At 31.5% G+C, this 17363-nt stretch carries 16 protein-coding genes; 6 read left to right on the top strand and 10 right to left on the bottom strand.

Annotated elements, in window-relative coordinates; translation table 11 throughout:
• Nucleotides 1-2: 2 nt before the first annotated feature.
• The 6 genes from WNY78_RS05040 to WNY78_RS05015 form a co-directional block, all read right to left on the bottom strand.
• Nucleotides 3-503 (bottom strand): hypothetical protein, encoded by a 501-nt coding sequence (locus tag WNY78_RS05040; RefSeq protein ID WP_342872097.1) that lies wholly within the window; start codon nt 501-503, stop codon nt 3-5.
• Nucleotides 504-533: 30 nt separating this feature from the next.
• Complete coding sequence (locus WNY78_RS05035; RefSeq protein ID WP_342872096.1) at nt 534-1076, bottom strand: RNA polymerase sigma factor; 543 nt, start codon at nt 1074-1076, stop codon at nt 534-536.
• Between the two features lie 354 nt (nt 1077-1430).
• A complete protein-coding gene (locus WNY78_RS05030) occupies nt 1431-3263 on the bottom strand; it encodes an ABC transporter ATP-binding protein (RefSeq protein ID WP_342872095.1) in 1833 nt (610 codons plus the stop codon).
• Complete coding sequence (locus WNY78_RS05025) at nt 3263-4993, bottom strand: phospho-sugar mutase (RefSeq protein WP_342872094.1); 1731 nt, start codon at nt 4991-4993, stop codon at nt 3263-3265. Before WNY78_RS05025 ends, WNY78_RS05030 begins: the two co-directional genes overlap by 1 nt.
• Before the next feature lie 75 nt (nt 4994-5068).
• On the bottom strand, nt 5069-6016 hold the full coding sequence (locus WNY78_RS05020; protein ID WP_342872093.1) for a glycosyltransferase family 2 protein: 948 nt from the start codon (nt 6014-6016) through the stop codon (nt 5069-5071).
• Between the two features lie 58 nt (nt 6017-6074).
• Nucleotides 6075-6590: a DUF4199 domain-containing protein gene (locus tag WNY78_RS05015; protein WP_342872092.1), complete on the bottom strand. Its 516-nt coding sequence runs from the start codon at nt 6588-6590 to the stop codon at nt 6075-6077.
• A 185-nt stretch (nt 6591-6775) separates the two neighbouring features.
• On the opposite strand from WNY78_RS05015, the gene WNY78_RS05010 reads away from it, so the two are divergent.
• The 3 genes from WNY78_RS05010 (at nt 6776) to WNY78_RS05000 (ending at nt 9262) form a co-directional block, all read left to right on the top strand.
• Nucleotides 6776-7027, top strand: coding sequence for a type B 50S ribosomal protein L31 (locus tag WNY78_RS05010; RefSeq protein WP_342872091.1), 252 nt, complete (start codon nt 6776-6778; stop codon nt 7025-7027).
• A 142-nt stretch (nt 7028-7169) separates the two neighbouring features.
• Complete coding sequence (locus tag WNY78_RS05005) at nt 7170-8345, top strand: GlmU family protein (protein WP_342872090.1); 1176 nt, start codon at nt 7170-7172, stop codon at nt 8343-8345.
• 17 nt (nt 8346-8362) lie between these two features.
• On the top strand, nt 8363-9262 hold the full coding sequence (locus tag WNY78_RS05000; protein WP_342872089.1) for a hypothetical protein: 900 nt from the start codon (nt 8363-8365) through the stop codon (nt 9260-9262).
• On the opposite strand, the gene WNY78_RS04995 is transcribed toward WNY78_RS05000, so the two are convergent.
• From WNY78_RS04995 to WNY78_RS04985, 3 genes are read right to left on the bottom strand one after another with little or no spacing between them, the layout of a single operon-like run.
• Nucleotides 9249-10862 carry an ABC transporter substrate-binding protein gene (locus WNY78_RS04995; RefSeq protein ID WP_342872088.1) on the bottom strand — a complete coding sequence of 538 codons (1614 nt, stop codon included), beginning with the start codon at nt 10860-10862 and terminating at the stop codon, nt 9249-9251. The genes WNY78_RS05000 and WNY78_RS04995 overlap by 14 nt on opposite strands.
• Before the next feature lie 3 nt (nt 10863-10865).
• Entirely contained in the window at nt 10866-12662 is a 1797-nt protein-coding gene (locus WNY78_RS04990; protein ID WP_342872087.1) for a hypothetical protein, read from the bottom strand.
• 12 nt (nt 12663-12674) lie between these two features.
• Nucleotides 12675-13826, bottom strand: a complete 1152-nt coding sequence (locus WNY78_RS04985) for an ATP-binding cassette domain-containing protein (RefSeq protein ID WP_342872086.1) — start codon at nt 13824-13826, stop codon at nt 12675-12677.
• 144 nt (nt 13827-13970) lie between these two features.
• Here WNY78_RS04985 and mtaB point away from each other — a divergent pair, with 144 nt between their 5' ends.
• A complete protein-coding gene (gene mtaB / locus WNY78_RS04980; protein ID WP_342872085.1) occupies nt 13971-15296 on the top strand; it encodes a tRNA (N(6)-L-threonylcarbamoyladenosine(37)-C(2))-methylthiotransferase MtaB in 1326 nt (441 codons plus the stop codon).
• 113 nt (nt 15297-15409) lie between these two features.
• On the top strand, nt 15410-15916 hold the full coding sequence (locus WNY78_RS04975) for a hypothetical protein (protein ID WP_342872084.1): 507 nt from the start codon (nt 15410-15412) through the stop codon (nt 15914-15916).
• Between the two features lie 353 nt (nt 15917-16269).
• On the opposite strand, the gene WNY78_RS04970 is transcribed toward WNY78_RS04975, so the two are convergent.
• Nucleotides 16270-16566: an N-acetyltransferase gene (locus tag WNY78_RS04970; RefSeq protein ID WP_342872083.1), complete on the bottom strand. Its 297-nt coding sequence runs from the start codon at nt 16564-16566 to the stop codon at nt 16270-16272.
• Between the two features lie 115 nt (nt 16567-16681).
• Between WNY78_RS04970 and WNY78_RS04965 the strand changes: the two genes are divergently transcribed.
• A complete protein-coding gene (locus tag WNY78_RS04965) occupies nt 16682-17347 on the top strand; it encodes an alpha/beta hydrolase (RefSeq protein ID WP_342872082.1) in 666 nt (221 codons plus the stop codon).
• Nucleotides 17348-17363 lie beyond the last annotated feature (16 nt).

Genomic DNA, 17363 nt, shown 5'->3' with positions numbered 1-17363 from the left:
TGTTATTCTATTAAGAGATCTTCTAGATTAGAGCTATTAAGTAAATAGTCTTCCAGTTGTTCTTGAGTAATTTTAGTTTCTATAAAATTATCATTGCTTAGTTCTTCATAAGTTAAAAGCTCAGATAATTCATAACTTGTGTAATTTTCATCTGCTAAATAATCTTCAATGGATGCAGTGTCTATTGAGCTAAAAGTTAATTCTTCCGAAGCATTATAAAACACATTAAACATCAACACTAAAGATGCAGCTATGGCAGATACATAAAGTGTTTTTTTCCAATTAAACAATGGGATGATTTTTGTTTCACTCTTGATATCTAGTCTTTCGAAGATTTGGTCTTCTAATGTTTCAAAATAAGAATCAGGAACATCAAAACCAGAATTTTTAACTTTGTTTTTTAAATGCACATCATTTAGAATTTGCTCTTCAACTTGTGAAAAGTAATCTTTAGGCACTTTAAATCCTGAAGCGTTAATATTATCTAATTTTTTATGTTTCATATATATAAGACTAAAAAGTTTTACATTAGTTTAATCTTGCTTTAAATAGGTTTCAATTTTTTTTGCTGCAATATGATATGATGCTTTCAATGCACCTTCACTTGTCTCTAAAATATCTGACATGTCTTTGTATTTAATATCTTGAAAATATCTCATATTAAACACGATTTGTTGTTTTTCTGGTAAAGTAGCAATAGCTTTTTGTAATTTAAGTTGAATATCATCACCTTCAAAATAAACATCTGCTTTAAGATTGTTTATGACGTTTTGCTGTAATTCTTCCGAAGAAAATTTTAGACGCTTAGCATTTTTATTGAGATGTGTGAGTGATTCATTGGTTGCAATGCGATACATCCAAGAAAATAATTTACTATCTCCTTTAAAGTTGTCTAGGTTTTTATAAACCTTAATAAACGTATTTTGTAACACATCATCTGCATCGTCATGAGATTTTACTATATGACGAATATGCCAATATAAGCGCTCCTTATACAACGTTAAGAGTTCTTTGTAGGCTGCTTCTTTTGTAGCTGGATGCGTAAGTTGTTGTATAAACTGATGTTCGTTATCCAATAAAAACGTTTTTATTTTAGACTCAACAATTTACAGAAAGTTTAATTGAAAATAACTTTTTATATAAAGTGTTGAATATTAGTTATTTGCATTTAAAAACATCGATAAAGTGTAAATTAAAAGGGGTGAAATGCAGTTTTTTCTTGTTTTGTACGTTTATTTCATTTATGTTTGTCTGAGTCTAACCTACTTTTTATTACCATTTTCCCCAAATATGGTAATTAACTGAAAAGGATGCCACCAAACGGAGCATCCTTTTCTTTTTTCTATTTACTTCGGAAATATTATATTTTAACAAGCTCAGTCACCTTATTTTGATTATTTTCAATAAGCTGAATTTAAGCTTTAGCCTTTTTACTCAAAGCTCTGCATATCAACTAATTTTTTATAGACACCATTTTTTGCCATGAGCTCATTATGAGTTCCTTGCTCTGCAATTTCTCCTTTATGCATTACAATAATCTCATCTGCATTTTGAATAGTAGATAATCTGTGTGCGATAATGATAGAAGTTCTATTTTTCATCATCTTTTCTAATGCATCTTGAACTAAGCGTTCACTTTCTGTATCAAGTGCAGATGTTGCTTCATCCAAAATCATTATTGGTGGATTTTTAAGAACTGCTCTTGCAATACTTAAACGTTGTTGTTGTCCACCAGAAAGTTTACCTCCAGAATCTCCAATATTAGTTTCAATGCCTTTAGGTAAATCCTTTACAAATTCCCATGCATTGGCAATTTTTAAAGCTTCAACGATTTCCTCGTCTGTGGCATTTTCCTTTCCAATGAGAATATTGTTTCTTACTGTATCATTAAAGAGAATAGAGTCTTGTGTGACTAATCCCATTAAGCTACGTAATGAATGTTTCGTAATGGTTCTAATATCATGTCCATCAATAGATATATCACCTTCGTTGACATCATAAAAACGAGTGACGAGGTTTGCTATGGTTGATTTTCCACTACCAGATTGTCCAACAAGAGCAACACTTTTTCCTTTAGGTACTTTAATAGAAAAGTTTTTAAGGACTAAGTTGTCTTCATACTTAAATGAGATGTTGTTGATGCCAATTTCCGAAGTAAAATCAGTTTTTACAAGCGCATCTATACTATCTTCTAAAGTACTTTTAGTTTCTATAATTTCAAGTACACGATTTGCAGCTGCATTTCCTCGTTTTACACTATAAGATGCTTTACTAATAGCTTTTGCAGGTGTAAGGATTTGATAAGCTAAGGCCATAAAACCAATAAATGCACCTCCAGATAAGGTTTTGTCAATTAATACCATACTACCACCATACCAAAGTAAGGTTGCAATGGTGACAATGCCTAAAAACTCACTCGTTGGTGATGCTAAATTTTGTCGATTGAATAATTGGTTTGAAAATCCAAAAAACCGTTGTGTAGATTCTTTGAATTTTGAGACGAAACTAGATTCAGCATTAAAGCCTTTAATAACTTTTAAGCCACCAAGAGTTTCTTCTAAAGTAGATAAAAATATGCCTTGTTCTCGTTGAACGTTTTCAGAATGTTTTTTCAACTTTTTACCAATAATTGAGATAATAAAACCTGAAATAGGAATAAACAAGAATACAAAAATAGTAAGTTTAACACTTGTTAAAAACATAGCTACAATTGCAAATATGATTGTTAGCGGTTCTTTTACAATCAATTCTAAAATGGATAATAAAGAGGTTTGTACTTCATTGACATCTCCCGAAATTCTTGCAATAATATCTCCTTTTTTCTTTTCAGAAAAAAATGAAATAGGGAGTCTTAGTGTTTTTTCATAAATCTCATTTCTTAAATCTTTTAAAACACCATTTCGTAAAAATGTGATATAATAAAGCCCTAGATAATTAAAAAAGTTTTTGAGTAGGAAAAGAGAAATGATGATGATGATCATAAACGTTAATGTCGCTTTAGGACCATCAACTTCTAATTTATTGGTTACAAAAAAATTGAAGTAATCAACAATATTATCTTTTACAAAATAATCTCCAAAGCTTGAGAACTCAGGTTTAATGTATTCTTTTTCAGTTTCGCCAAATAAAATGTTTATAATCGGCATTAGAGAAACCATTGCCAAAGTTCCAAAAAGTGCATAAAAAACATTACAAATGATATTTAATATTGCAAAGCGTTTATACGGAACAATGAATCTTGTAAGTTTTTTAATATAATCCATTAACTAAGTTTCATGTCTTTTAAAATGTTGTCAATCTTAGCTTCCAATTGTTGTTCCGTTTCTTTAAATGCAGACACATTGTCTAAAGTTGTATTTACGCTAATATAGAATTTGATTTTTGGTTCTGTCCCACTTGGTCGTAATGCAATTTTACTACCATCTTCTGTATGATAAATTAAAACATTAGATTTTGGGATGTCTATTGTTGTCGTTTCTCCAGTAACTGTATTTTTAGAAATTGATAATTGATAATCTTCAATTAAAACCACCTTAGAATAATTTACAGTTTGTAATGGATTTTCTCGAGCATCAATCATCATTTGCTTAATTTCTTGAGCACCTTCAATTCCTTTTTTAGTTATAGATACTAAGCGTTCTTTATAAAAGCCATGCGCAACATATAAATCAATTAAAGTCTCATACATTGTTGTGTTATTTGCTTTTGCTTGTGCAGCAATTTCGCAAGCTAGTAGCGTAGAGGTTACAGCATCTTTATCTCTTACGAAGTCACCAACCATAAACCCAAAACTTTCTTCTCCACCACCAATAAAATCCATAGTAGGAAAGTCTTTTATCATTTTAGCAATCCATTTAAAACCTGTCAATCCAATTTTACATTCTACGTTATATGCAGCTGCTAAAACAGACATCATTGGTGTAGAAACAATTGTAGATCCAATAAATTGATTACCATTAATTTTATTGGCGTTTTTCCATTGTTTTAATAGAAAATCGGTCATTAATAACATCGTTTGATTACCATTTAGAATCACTAAGTGGTTTTCTAAATTACGAACTACTACACCCAAACGATCACAATCTGGATCTGTACCAATGACGATATCGCCATCAACTTTATCAGCTAATTCCATAGCCATTTTTAAAGCTTCAGGTTCTTCTGGATTTGGTGATACCACAGTTGGGAAGTCTCCATTTGGTTCGCGTTGCTCTTCAACGATATTAACATTGGAGTAGCCAGCACGTTTTAAGGTCTCTGGAATTGCGGTAATTGATGTTCCGTGGAGCGAAGTGAATACGATATTTAAATTTTCTTTTGCTTCGGAAGAGGTATCAAAACTCCCATTTTTTATAGATTCATTTATAAATACGTCATCAACTTCTTTACCAATGTATTCAATCAAATCTTCATTAGCTTTAAATTTAATTTCATCATAAGCCAATCTATTTATTTCTGCAATGATTTCAGCATCTTCTGGTGGTACTAATTGTCCGCCATCTTGCCAGTACACTTTATAACCGTTGTATTCTGGTGGATTGTGTGATGCTGTTAGTACAATACCACAATGGCAATTTAAATGTTTCAAAGCAAACGATAATTCTGGTGTTGGACGTAAATCTTCAAAGAGATAAACGTGAATTCCGTTAGCTGAAAACACATCTGCAACCACTTTTGCTAATGATTTACTATTGTGTCTACAATCATATGCAATCGCAACTTTTAAAGTTTCCGAAGGAAATTGAGTTTTCATATAATTACTCAATCCTTGGGTGTTTTTTCCTAGCGTATATTTGTTAATTCGGTTGGTTCCAACTCCCATAACACCACGCATACCACCAGTTCCAAACTCAAGATTTTTATAAAAACTCTCTTTAAGATTATCTTTATTGTTGGCAATTAAATCTTTTATTTGATTTTGAGTGTCTTGATCAAAAGTTGGTGTTAACCAAGAGTTTACACGCTCTAATAGTTGTGGTTCAATATGTGTCATGTGATGTGTTTATAATGTAAAAATACGTAATTCAATAATTTTGAAGCGTTAAGCTAGTAATAAATCAGTTGGATATTAAAAATTAAGTTCTTGCTTGATTAAATAGCGACTACTATCACGTTTTGACCGTAGAATGAGTTCACCTAAAAATCCAGCTACAAAAAACTGAGATCCTAATATCATTGTTGTTAATGCAATATAGAATTGCGGACGTTCAGTAATTAATCGTCCTGTTTGATTTAAAAATAATTTGTCTATTCCTAGATACATTGCGAATACAAGACCTATAGCAAACATAATAACGCCTAAAGCGCCAAATAGGTGCATTGGACGTTTTCCGAAGCGTGATAAAAACCAAATCGTAATTAAATCTAAAAATCCGTTGATGAAGCGGTCCATTCCAAATTTAGTTTCACCATATTTTCTAGCTTGATGTTGTACGACTTTCTCACCAATTTTAGTGAAGCCAGCATTTTTTGCAAGCACAGGAATATAACGATGCATTTCGCCATTAACATCAATGTTTTTAACCACATTGTTGTTATAAGCTTTAAGACCACAATTAAAGTCATTGAGTTTAACTCCAGACGTTCGTCGAGCAGCCCAATTAAATAATTTAGATGGCATGTTTTTAGAAATTACAGAATCATAGCGTTTCTTTTTCCATCCAGAAACCAGATCAAATTTATCAACGACAATCATGTTGTAGAGTTCTGGGATTTCTTCTGGATTATCTTGTAAATCTGCATCCATGGTTATGATCACATCACCTTCTGCTTTAGCAAAACCAGCGTGTAAGGCTTGCGATTTTCCGAAGTTTTTAAGAAAACGAATCCCTTTTACACTTTCGTTTTTTTGTGATAATGCCATTATTGTAGCCCAAGAATCATCAGTACTACCATCATCAATAAAAATGATTTCATACGAAAAACGATTGGACTGCATAACTTTTGCAATCCAATCGTGTAATTCTGTTATAGATTCTTGTTCGTTAAGTAGTGGTATGACTACTGATATATTCATTTAGTGATTTTGAAAATTTAATAATTCAAAAATACTGAATTTATTTAAGCTCTATAGATTATTTACTTTTCATTACTAGTCCAGCAATTAGTGACCATATTAGTCCAAAAAGAGCACTCATACCTATCCAAAAAGCACTAATAATTCCTGGGCTTTGAAACATTTCCATAAATTTCAAGCTTTGGTCTATTTGATCTTGTGTCATATCAGGATTTTGAGTTAGCATGTTTTCTTCTGCAACTTCCATCAATTGAGACATAAATTCTGGATCAATAACATAAGTAAATATTAAAAAGTAAACAATGTAAACTATAGCGCTAATCACACCAATAATGACGCCTAATTTAATAGCATTTCCAAGCGTTAACACATTTGCATTATGCGATTTGTATTTGCTAATAGCATAAAATATAACCACAGGAAATATAATGTAATACAAGTAATTTGGCCATTGCACGCCTTCTAAGGCCATGCCTGTTACATAAGTGATCACTGAAATGGCAATCATAACGACACCTAGTATAATGCCATAATTAATTCCAAATTTTCCTGCTGTAATTGGTTGAGTTTCCATAATTTTAATTGAATAATTAGTTAATATGATTGGTTAGTATATATTTGTTTTAAAACGTTACAATTTTCTTCTTAGAATAAGTTTAAATTAATTCTCAACAAAAAAAGAAATAATTTATTGGTAATTTACAAAAATTACTTAAATTTGCACCTCCAAAATAGTAAGGAATTTTAAAGCATAAAGAGATGAGAAAAGGAATACATCCAGAAAATTATAGATTAGTAGCATTTAAAGATATGTCTAATGAAGACGTGTTTTTAACTAAATCTACTGCTGAGACTAGTGAAACAATTGACGTTGATGGTGTTGAATACCCAGTAGTTAAATTGGAAATCTCTAGAACATCTCACCCATTTTACACTGGTAAGTCTAAATTAGTAGATACAGCTGGTCGTATTGATAAGTTCAAAAACAAATACGCTAAGTTTAAAAAATAAGCTTAGAATCAAAATAGTTATAAAGCCTTCAGGATTTTTTCCGAAGGCTTTTTTGTTTTCTATAATTAATCTACTTTTGATATATATAATTGAATTATAAGCAGGAGTGAAAAACTTCTAACTTCAAACATCTAACTTTGATATGAATTACATTCTTTTTGATGGACCATCACGTAATAACCTTTTGCCTTTTACGTTTACAAGACCAGTAGCAGATATTAGAGTAGGTATTCTTACCATTAGAGAAAAATGGGAACACCATTTAGGGTCTACAACTACAACAATCACCGAAGAGTATTTATCTGAGAAATATCCAATGGTAGAGTTAGATGAAAATGTTATGATTAACGCTTCATTTTTGCCAAATGCCAAACTAGTTAGCATTATAAAAGGATTGAAAGAAAATCAAGCTGTATTTTCTGGAGAAGATGTGATTGCATTTTATACAAAAGATTCTCAAGAAGAAGTAAATTTTGAGACTTATGATGCTATTGAATGTAATGAGACAGTTTCAAAAATAGAGCATACTTGGGATATTTTTGCAATTAATGGAGAAGCTATCCAGGCAGATTTTGATTTACTTACACAAGACAGAATATCACAACCAATTTCAAGCACTTGCAACGTTCTTGGAGCTGAACATATATTTATAGAAGAAGGTGCCAAACTAGAATTTGCAACACTAAACGCTAATACTGGTCCAATATATATTGGTAAAGACGCAGAGGTTATGGAAGGTAGTATCATTAGAGGTCCTTTTGCGCTTTGTGAACACGCAACTGTAAAATTAGGTGCTAAAATTTATGGACCAACCACTGTTGGACCTCATAGTAAAGTTGGAGGAGAAGTTAATAATTCGGTCATTTTTGGATATTCTAATAAAGGTCATGATGGCTTTTTAGGAAACTCTGTAATAGGTGAATGGTGTAACCTTGGAGCAGATACCAATAACTCAAATTTAAAGAACAATTATGCCGAAGTCAGACTTTGGGATTACCAAACAGAAGGTTTTGCTAGAACAGGACTGCAATTTTGCGGACTCATGATGGGAGATCACAGCAAATGTGGAATTAACACCATGTTTAATACTGGTACAGTTGTTGGAGTTAGTGCTAATATCTTTGGAAGTGGATTTCCTAGAAATTTTATACCAAGTTTTTCTTGGGGAGGAAACTCAGGTTTTACAACATATCTAACTAATAAAGCGTTTGAAGTTGCTGAAGTAGTTATGAAACGTCGAGATATAGAATTTACTGAAGTAGATAAAACCATTTTAGAACACGTCTTTGAAGAGACCAAAAAATGGAGAAAAAGTTAACCTTAAATTATAAAAACATGAAGTTTATTAGCCCTTTTATTTTACTATTGGCATTAAATTTTGGGTTTGCCCAAACCTACACTATCAAAAACCTAGAACTTAACGACGATAAAAGTCAGTATGGTGTTGTTTTCTATAAAGGTGATAAAGTCTATTATACCTCTTATATGCTTGATAATAGAAATAAAGCAAGACGTGATAATGATAAGCGATTGATTTTTACCATGTTCGAAGCTCAAATGACTGAAGACGGTGAAATTATTAACCCTAAGCAATTTAATAAATCTGAAAAATTTGTATTTAACACTTCAAGTGCTGGTTTTAGCAATGATGGTAAATACATGTACATTACTACTAATTTTATGAAACGTGGTAAATCGTATAAGCGAAAACTAAAATCTATAAACCTTAATATTCAAAGAGGTGAATATGTTGAAGGTATTGGTTGGACTAATTTTGAGCCATTACCTTTTTGTAAACCAAATTATAATTACGGTCACGCAACATTGAGTCCAGATGGTTCTACAATATATTTTACGTCTAATGCTGATGGAGCACATGGTCAAACCGATTTATTTAAGGTGAAAATTATTGGAAATGGTGAATACGGAAAAGTAGAAAATTTAGGTAAAAAAATCAATTCGCCTAGAAAAGACATGTTTCCTTTTGTGAGCAAAAACAATGTATTATACTTTGCTTCAGATCGAGTTGGAGGTGTTGGAGGATTAGATATCTACAGCTATGATCTAAATGGTGATCCAGAAACCACAAAGCCTATAAACTTACCACAACCAATTAATAGCAGAAGCGATGATTTTTGTTATATTATAAATGACGATGGAACAAAAGGTTACTTCTCGTCTAGACGACCAAAAGGTAAAGGTGATGATGATATTTACTATTTTACTTTAGAGTAGATTTTTTAACACGTTTTAAATCCAACATATTAATTGGATTTATTCCTAAACCATTTACATTTTTACGTGTGAAACGAACAACCTCGTCATAAAATAAGGTGACAACAGGTGTTTGTGACATGATTAAACTATCCATTTTTGTATAGAGTGCTTCACGTTGCTTCGTATCTGTAATTGTAAATGCTTCTTGGTACCAAGCATCAAATTGTTCACTTTTAAAATGCGTATAATTTGGACCATTAGGCGCAAAATTTTTGCTTGAGTATAAGGATAAGTAATTTTCGGCATCTGGATAATCTGCGACCCAACTTGCTCTAAACATATCTAGTTTACCATTAGCTTTTGCATCTTTTAATGTGGCAGCAGGAATCACATCTACATTTACTATGATTCCAATTTTTTGAAGTTCTCGTTGGATGTATTCACAAAAACTCAAATAGTTACTTGTTGTGGTAATGGTAATTTCAGGGTTTGAAATACCAGTTTCTGTTTTAAATTGCTGTACTAACTGCTTCGCTTTTTCTGGCTGAAATGTAAAACCTATGGATTCGTCGTAACCAGGTAGTCCCTTTGGGATAAAACCACCATAAGCAGGAATCCCAATTCCATTACGTAAATAAGTCATCATTTTTTGCTTATCAAAGCCGTAATTGATGGCTTGTCGTAATAGCTGTGATTGCATTTCTGAAACTTGAGAGTCCATGAAAAACGCCAAATACTCTGTGTTGAGATAAGGACCTCTAATCATTTTAACATCTTTTGCATATTGCGCTCTCAAGTTCCCTGTTGCTGTGAGAATTTCATCTTTGTAAGACGCATCTAATCCAGAAACAAAATCAATATTACCTTGAGCAAATTGTAAAAACTCACTTTGCTTATCTGGTAAAAATGTGATGGCAACAGTTTCTAGATATGGTAGCTTTTCACCTATATCATCAGTTTCAAAATACGTATTATTTCTTCGGAAAACGAGCTTCAAATTTTCTTCCCATCGTTTAAATTGAAATGGTCCTGTACCAATAGGATGAGATCTAAAATCACTATTATAATGCTCTACAATTTCTTTTGGCACAACCGAACAATATTTCATGGTCAATAATCCCAAAAAAGCAGGAAATGGTTGCTTCAACTTAACTTGAAATAAAGTATCGTTTACAGCTTCAAAGGTGTCAACTTTGTTGAGAGTCCATCGTCCAGGTGATGCTATTTTTTTATCTAATAATCGGTTGAGACTATATACAAAATCTGAGGCTACAACTGTTCTAGTTGAGTCATTTCCGAAGAGAGTGTGCTTATGAAATTTCACATCATCACGAAGTGAAAACGAGTAGGTGAGTGCATCTTCAGAAATAGTCCATTCTTTTGCAATACAAGGTTGCACATTAAGATCTTCATCCATTTGCACTAAACCGTTAAACAGTTGGTTAATTGCCCAATTGTCTGCATTGTCTTTGGCAAACGCAGGATCTAAAGAGCCAATATTTTTGTGTTCGTTATATCTAAAAACAAGATGATCTTTTTGGGTTGTTGTTTCATTTCCGCAGGACAACAAAACGAGAACCAAAAATAATAGTAATATGTGTTTATAATTGTTGTTCATAGATTAACCTTCGGGAAGTGATTTCCAGTTTTTAATGATTTTGGTGTAGAAAAATATGAAAATAATTCCGCAGAAAAATAAAATCCAACTCCAACCAAACTCAAAAAGATCAAATATTGTGTTACAGTGATAATTTATATCTCTATAATACTTATTACAAGCATCTAATTGATGCATGTTAATTATGACCAGTATTAACAATATATATAGTGGAAACGCAACGATAGAAATATTTAAACAAATAGCAACTACTAACTTTTTTATGCGTTTATAAAAGACAATTGGGATTAATAAAATGAGGGTTGCGATTACAAGTATCAAATAGACCATGAAATACTCTGCAGCATCACCATTTCCAGCAAGATAAAATATTAAAGCAGCAACTAGAGAAATGGTCAACGTGAGTACACCAACGGTAATAATGCTAAATAGTAATTGTTTGAGACCTGTAACTCTAAAAACAAATATAATGGCTGCGAAAAAGAAGGCTATCCACATAAATACATGAATACTCTCTAATGGATCACTTGCTTTTATGCTTTCAATGTTTTCAAATACATTACGAAGCGCACTGTTTTCATAATGATAGTCTGTTAAGTGATTGTAATAAAACTCTTCTGTTTTTGTTCTATCTACGGCAATAACTTCTGGGTAATCATATTCACTTTTTGCTTCGTCTCTAATAAAGTTTTTGACTTCAAAATTATTAGGATGATACACTAAATTTAACCAGCCAACTGTGGTTAGGCTGTGATCAATTTTATAGTAGTTTGAGAACTTTAAAAAGTCTTCTAAAAGTTGCTTGATTTCTTGTTTGTCATTACGCTCTAGAAGTTCGTAGTTACGCTTGTTTCTTAAACGATCTCTTAATGAAAAGGACGTTTTGTAATTATAATCATAATCTAAATAATCATTGTAGTTATAATCATTGTAGCTATAATCATATTTGTAATCATCATCATCATTAAGTGTGTCGTTTCTAGAAACAAAAAATGTAGAAGACATATTGTAATAACTAGGAAAAGCTGTTTTAACTAGACCTTGAACATTAACAACAGAGTCCTTAAAATAGTAAGTTCTAATAGAATCTGTGGTTTTGTTAAATACATATCCTGTGTTTTGGTAAGAGTCACTAGAGCCCTCAATTATGGTATTGTTAAAAGGCTCATCGATTGGAGTTTCAATGGTACGAAGCGAATAGTATTGGTAGTCATCTTCTTCAAAAGAAAGGTATGACTTATCATAGTCTATAAACTTAGAGTTATCCTCACAATATAATTCGTAAAATGGTTTTGGGAACCTACGTTTGTTTAAGGTGTAATCTGCAATATCTTCAGATAGAAACAATGCTGCATCATTAGCAATTTCAATTTCTTTATTGACTTGTTCATCAGGATATGTCGCAATAATTTGAGTTTTCATTCCATATTGATAAGAGATATAAAATGTTGTACAACTAAATATAATGATGATATAAGAGATAAACTGCCCAAATAACTTTAGTCTCGTTGATGGATAAAAGTTTTTAAAAGCATTGTTTTTAAACATGTAAATGACCCAAGCTACAAGTAGTAAAATAGAAATGACTATGGACAAAAAGATGCTCCCGTTTTCAAAAAATATACTTTGAACATTACGTTCTTGTAGCATCTTAGGATTAGCAAGTGTAAATAAGCCAAACACAAAAAACACAATGTGAAGTAAAATAGCTATCGAGAGCATCCAAACCAGCTTTGTATTCCAAATCGTAGGATAACGCTCCAATAAATATTGATTAGTTTTAAAAATAAATTTTTTCATTTTGAAGCGAGATTAAGAAACGAAGAATCGTCTTGTAGATTTAGTAATATTTCTAGTATAGGTAACATCTACTTTATGTTTACCAAGCGATTCTAAAACAGATGAAAATGCAGTGTTTTGGTTAAAGTATGCCACATAAATTCCACCATTATAAATTAGTTTTTCGAGATTTAAATTCTCAAAAATCGTCATGAGCTCATCACGTTTAGCTTCACAATCAATTTCTACAATAAGTTGGTTGTCTTCGTCAGTAACCACCTGTTTGTTGTCTTTGTATTGTCCGTCTTTTAGGTAAATAACTTTATCAGAAATTTTCTCAACCTCATACAATTGCTGTGAACTCAAGATGAGTGCAATAGGATTATTAATAGAGTTGCACATGGACTTTAAGTCTTCGAGAATCACTTGTTGTGCCAATACATCTAGATTCGCTAAAGGCTCATCTAGCAGTAATAATTCTGGTTGACGTAATAATGTTCTCGCCAATTCAAAACGCATTTTATAACCAGATGAGAGTTCACTCCATTTGAGGTGTTTGTAATTCCATAAACCAAAACGAGCAATCATCATTAAGACTCTAGTTTCATTTTCTTCTGGTGGAATCCCATAATTAGACAACACAAATTTGAGGTTGTCTTTTAAGCTACCATACCATTTTTGAGTACGTTGAGGGATATATACCAAATTTGTTCTCAAATCATATTCTGAATTATAGGTCGTGTCAAATTTAAAATCAAGCAGACCTTCATTATGTTTGATTTCTTTAGCTAACACACGAAGCAATGTTGTTTTACCATTTCCATTTTCGCCAACCAAACCATACACTTCGCCTTTATGAATTTTTACAGAAATAGGTCCAAGTTTAAACCGATTATAACCATAGCTTTTAATCAAATCGCTACCAATAACCACTGGATTTTTAGTGTTATATTCTGAAATTGGAATGGTTGCAACCCGTTCTAAAATAGCAAGAGATCGCTCAATTAACTCCTCTTCTTTCTCTGGGAATTGTTCTTTCCAGTCGGTCAATGCTATGACTTCCCTAAACAAATCTAAATCCTGAGTATCAATCACACAATCCATGAGTTTTCGATATCCAAGAACCGTATCTTTATTATTAAGAAAAGAAATAACCTCTTTTATTCTAGCTTCTGCTTGAGACATACATGTATAAATTATTGATTTTTAAATGTAGAGAAGGCGAATAGATTGTAAAATGGTTAAGTATTACGTAAATTTACCAACTCTAAATTAGAAACAAGTAAATATAATAGATTTCTAAGCCTACAGAAATTCTAAACAGATTTAATGGATAAAAAAGTCGCATTTTACACGTTGGGTTGCAAACTCAATTTTTCTGAAACATCTACAATCGCTCGAAATTTTTCTTCGGAAGGTTTTGAACGCGTAGACTTCAAGGATAAAGCAGATATCTATGTCATCAACACATGCTCTGTTACAGAAAATGCAGATAAACGTTTTAAATCTATTGTTAAACAAGCCCAAAAGGTAAATCCGGAAGCTTTTGTTGCAGCAGTTGGGTGTTATGCGCAATTAAAACCACAAGAATTAGCAGATGTTGATGGTGTTGATTTAGTACTTGGTGCCACAGAGAAATTTAAAATAACAGACTACCTCAATGATCTCTCAAAAAATGACATGGGAGAAGTGTATAGTTGCGAAATTGAAGAAGCCGATTTTTATGTTGGGAGTTACTCGATTGGTGATCGCACACGTGCTTTTCTAAAAGTACAAGATGGTTGTGATTATAAATGTACCTATTGTACGATTCCTTTAGCTAGAGGGATTTCTAGAAGTGATACCTTAGAGAATGTTCTTGAAAATGCCAGAGCAATTTCAGCAAAAAACATTAAAGAAATTGTGCTTACAGGTGTTAATATTGGTGACTACGGAAAAGGAGAATTTGGGAATAAAAAGCATGAGCATACATTTTATGAACTTGTGAAAGCTCTAGATAAAGTAGAAGGTATTGAGCGTTTAAGGATTTCATCAATAGAACCAAATTTGCTTAAAAACGAAACCATAGAATTTGTATCTCAAAGTGACGCCTTTGTGCCTCATTTTCATATTCCATTACAAAGTGGAAATAACGAAATACTTAAGCTAATGCGTCGTCGTTACATGAAAGAGTTATATGTAGATCGTGTCTCAAAAATTAAAGAAGTCATGCCTCATGCTTGTATTGGTGTTGATGTGATAGTAGGTTTTCCTGGAGAAACAGATGAGTTGTTTTTAGAGACTTATAATTTTCTCAATGAATTAGATATTTCTTATTTGCATGTGTTTACGTATTCAGAACGTGATAATACAGTAGCAGCTTCTCTTGAAGGTGTTGTTCCAAAAAATATTAGAGCTAAACGTAGTAAGATGTTGCGAGGACTTTCAGTAAAAAAGAGACGTTCATTTTATGAAAGTCAGTTAGAAAGTTCCAGAACTGTACTTTTTGAAAGTGAGAACAAAGAAGGTTATATTCATGGGTTCACAGAAAATTATGTAAAAGTTAAAGCACCTTGGAACCCAGAGTTGGTAAATACACTACAAGCTGTTAAACTCACTGAAATTGATGACGATGGTTTGGTTAGATTTAATTTTCAAGAAGAATATGCGGTTTAAATTGTATACAATTTGGTGTAATGTTGCGTTGTCGATTATATGTTAATCTTGTCTAACTTATTAGGAAGACATTGAATGTCAACTATCTTTACATTTCAAATGAATAATTCATTATGTTTAAAAAAATATCCCTCATACTTACAATTAGCTTCGTTTTATTAAGCTCCTGTGCTAAAGAAGAAGTTGTAAATCAATCGCAAGTTATTGGAGAATGGAAATTAACTAGTTATAGTATTGGAACTTCTTTTGATATTGATAAAGATGGAACGAGTCATCTTAACTTGTTAAATGAGATTGATTGCGTCAATAATGAAATTTTAAAGTTTGAAACTTCTAGCATTGTATCTTCAAATGAAACTTATAACCCAACTATAAATATTACAAAATCTGAAATTGATACAACTTATGATGTTAATATAGAATGTGCAGAAGGTGTGATTAGTTTTGCTACAGGCTTTAGTCAAGTTGATGTTAATACATTTCAGTTTAATGATAATGTTTTTACAATTAGCAATAATTTATTTGATATTATATTAGTTGATGAAGTTGAAATTTATAATGAAGATTTTACGACAATTATAGAAACAAGAGATTTAGTATTGTCGTATACCAAGTTATAATCTAACATCACATAAATAGTTTAATTCCGGAGATAATTTCTTCGGAATTTTTTGTTTCAACGTTAAAAAATAGTGTTATATCGTTTTATTTCCGAAGACATGAAATAATATTTGTGCAGTTCAAATCTTGAATTATATTTGCTCGATTTTAATAAAAACCTATTAAACAAGAAAATGAGAAAATTATTAATTGCATCCTTAATTACTGTAGTATTATTGTTTTTAACAGCAAGTGGTAGTTAAGAAAACAACCAACCTTTCAAGATATTACTTTTTTATATAACAACCCATAGATTTTAGATTGATAGCGAAAAAAAATCCGAAACTTAAAACGTTTCGGATTTTTTTGTGTTTTATATTCTAATGCCAACAGGTAGCATTTTTTTGTATTTTCTATGTCGCCTAATAAATTTTGCAATTTCAGGACTTGTAGGTACAACGCTCAAACTGCTTTCTGCAATATGATCAAAAACTAAGGTAAGAAATTCTTCCTCAAAATTTTCGTCGGTTACACATTCTGGAATAATAAGTTTGGTTAAAAAGATTTTCCGATCTTGACTAGAATATTCAATTATTGCTAGTTCATCTTGTACTTTCAACTCAAATTGACGTAGAAAGTCGTTGTCTGTTAATTCAGCAGCATCAATCATAATAATTTGTATTTAATTCAATGGTCGGTAGGGTGGAACTATACTTTTGCATAGTTTTGTATTACAAATTTACGAAAAATATCACAGATATTACATATCGTTAATTTAATCACTTATGCAACAAGAAATTATACATGTTTACCTTATGCCAGGAATGGCAGCAAACCCTATCATATTTGAGCATATTAAGTTGCCAGAAGATCAATTTGAAATTCATTGGTTAGAGTGGATGATTCCTAATAAAAGTGAAACTTTAGAGGCTTACGCAAAGCGAATGATAGAAACACATATCAAGCATGAAAACATCGTTTTGTTAGGGGTTTCATTTGGAGGAATTTTAGTTCAAGAAATGAGTAAATATATCTCACTTAGAAAGTTATTTGTCGTATCGAGTGTCAAATCTAAACATGAGTTGCCTAAACGAATGAAAGTTATGAAATACACTAAGGCATACAAGATATTACCTACTCAATTGGTCTCAAATATTGATTTTTTAGCAAAATATGCTTTTGGTGAAACGATAACGAAACGTATTGAATTATATAAAAAATACTTATCGGTTAATGATAAGTATTATTTAGATTGGTCAATTAAAAATATCATAGAATGGAATCAAGAAACTCCTAATAAAGATGCTATTTATATTCATGGTGAAAAAGATGCTGTATTTCCTCATTCTTGCGTAGGAAATTGTATTGTTATCAAAGGAGGAACTCACATCATGATCATCAATAAATATAAATGGTTTAACGAAAATTTACCAAAACTAATTTTAGACTAACTACAAACACATCATT

The sequence above is a fragment of the Psychroserpens sp. AS72 genome (assembly GCF_038900375.1).
Taxonomy (GTDB): domain Bacteria; phylum Bacteroidota; class Bacteroidia; order Flavobacteriales; family Flavobacteriaceae; genus Psychroserpens.
Note: the sequence above shows the minus strand (reverse complement) of the source record. Positions and strands in the feature narration are given on the sequence as shown.

Excerpts from the sequence above, each read along its gene's own strand:
- WNY78_RS05000 (WP_342872089.1), top strand. The coding sequence starts at position 8,363 with ATGAAGTTTATTAGCCCTTTTATTTTACTATTGGCATTAAATTTTGGG.
- WNY78_RS05010 (WP_342872091.1), top strand. The coding sequence starts at position 6,776 with ATGAGAAAAGGAATACATCCAGAAAATTATAGATTAGTAGCATTTAAA.
- WNY78_RS04995 (WP_342872088.1), bottom strand. The coding sequence starts at position 10,862 with ATGAACAACAATTATAAACACATATTACTATTATTTTTGGTTCTCGTT.
- WNY78_RS04970 (WP_342872083.1), bottom strand. The coding sequence starts at position 16,566 with ATGATTGATGCTGCTGAATTAACAGACAACGACTTTCTACGTCAATTT.
- WNY78_RS05005 (WP_342872090.1), top strand. The coding sequence starts at position 7,170 with ATGAATTACATTCTTTTTGATGGACCATCACGTAATAACCTTTTGCCT.
- WNY78_RS05025 (WP_342872094.1), bottom strand. The coding sequence starts at position 4,993 with ATGACACATATTGAACCACAACTATTAGAGCGTGTAAACTCTTGGTTA.
- WNY78_RS05040 (WP_342872097.1), bottom strand. The coding sequence starts at position 503 with ATGAAACATAAAAAATTAGATAATATTAACGCTTCAGGATTTAAAGTG.
- WNY78_RS05020 (WP_342872093.1), bottom strand. The coding sequence starts at position 6,016 with ATGAATATATCAGTAGTCATACCACTACTTAACGAACAAGAATCTATA.
- WNY78_RS04985 (WP_342872086.1), bottom strand. The coding sequence starts at position 13,826 with ATGTCTCAAGCAGAAGCTAGAATAAAAGAGGTTATTTCTTTTCTTAAT.
- WNY78_RS05030 (WP_342872095.1), bottom strand. The coding sequence starts at position 3,263 with ATGGATTATATTAAAAAACTTACAAGATTCATTGTTCCGTATAAACGC.
- WNY78_RS05015 (WP_342872092.1), bottom strand. The coding sequence starts at position 6,590 with ATGGAAACTCAACCAATTACAGCAGGAAAATTTGGAATTAATTATGGC.
- WNY78_RS04975 (WP_342872084.1), top strand. The coding sequence starts at position 15,410 with ATGTTTAAAAAAATATCCCTCATACTTACAATTAGCTTCGTTTTATTA.
- WNY78_RS04965 (WP_342872082.1), top strand. The coding sequence starts at position 16,682 with ATGCAACAAGAAATTATACATGTTTACCTTATGCCAGGAATGGCAGCA.
- mtaB (WP_342872085.1), top strand. The coding sequence starts at position 13,971 with ATGGATAAAAAAGTCGCATTTTACACGTTGGGTTGCAAACTCAATTTT.
- WNY78_RS04990 (WP_342872087.1), bottom strand. The coding sequence starts at position 12,662 with ATGAAAAAATTTATTTTTAAAACTAATCAATATTTATTGGAGCGTTAT.